Genomic DNA, 1,153 nt, shown 5'->3' with positions numbered 1-1,153 from the left:
CCAAACGCTATCGATCCACACTCGCCGTCGACGCGCTCGGCTTCGACGTCCGGCCGGGCTCGGTGACGGGCTTCCTCGGCCCGAACGGCGCCGGCAAGTCGACGACCATGCGGATGATCCTTGGGCTCGACGCGCCGGACGCCGGGCACGCCCGGGTCGGCGGACGGCGCTACGGGGCGTTGGACCGGCCCCTGCGCGCGGTCGGCGCGCTGCTCGAGACGTCCGCCTTCCATCCGGGCCGCTCCGCGCACGCCCACCTCAGCGCCCTGGCGGCGGCCAACGACATCCCGCGCTCGCGGGTGGAGGAGGTGCTCGACATCGTCGGTCTCACCTCGGCCGCGCACCGGCGGGCGGGCGGGTTCTCCCTCGGGATGGCCCAGCGGCTCGGCGTGGCGACCGCGCTGCTCGGCGACCCGGGCGTCCTGGTGCTGGACGAGCCGGTCAACGGCCTGGACCCGCAGGGCGTCCGCTGGCTCCGCACCCTGCTGCGAACGCTCGCGGCGGAAGGCCGCACGGTGTTCGTCTCCAGCCACCTGATCGGGGAGATGGCGCTGACCGCCGACCGTCTCGTGGTGATCGGCGCCGGGCGCCTCGTCGCCGAGACGTCCGTGGCGGAGCTGTCCGCGCGGTACGGCTCCCTGGAGGAGGCGTTCCTGACCCTGACCTCGGCCGCCGCCGAGCACCGCGGCCGGCCCGTCCGTAAGGAGAGCACGTCATGACGAGTCTCCACCGGTTCTCCGCCGCGTCGCGGATGGAGTGGATCAAACTGCGCACCCTGCGTTCGACCTGGTGGACGCTGGCGGTCACGGTCGCCGGCGCGACCGGCATCGGCATCGCGGTGGGCGCGAACAGCAAGGACGCGTCCGCCGACCTGACCAACAACGTGCTCGCGGGCGTCGCGCCCGGCCTGTTGCTGGTCGGCGTTCTCGGCGTGCTGACGATGACCAGCGAGTACTCCTCAGGGATGATCCGTGCGACGCTCGCCGCCGTGCCGGACCGCCCGCTGCTGCTGGCCGCCAAGGCGTCGGTCCTCGGCCTGGTGACGCTCGTGCTCGGCGAGGTGACGGCGTTCGCCGCGTTCCTCGCCGGCCGGGCCGCGCTGCACGGCCGGCTGACCGCGCCGGGCCTCGGGCAGCCGGGCGTGCTGCGCGCG

The 1,153-nt window shown here is 74.5% G+C and carries 2 pseudogenes; both read left to right on the top strand.

The annotated features are described in order from the left end of the window. A pseudogene (locus ACFFNX_RS50640) lies at window positions 1-620 on the top strand (ATP-binding cassette domain-containing protein); the annotation flags it as partial. 95 nt (window positions 621-715) lie between these two features. Then, a pseudogene (locus tag ACFFNX_RS50635) lies at window positions 716-1,153 on the top strand (ABC transporter permease); the annotation flags it as partial.

The organism is Actinoallomurus acaciae, from assembly GCF_042429965.1.
GTDB classification, from domain to species: Bacteria; Actinomycetota; Actinomycetes; order Streptosporangiales; family Streptosporangiaceae; genus Actinoallomurus; species Actinoallomurus acaciae.
Note: the sequence above shows the minus strand (reverse complement) of the source record. Positions and strands in the feature narration are given on the sequence as shown.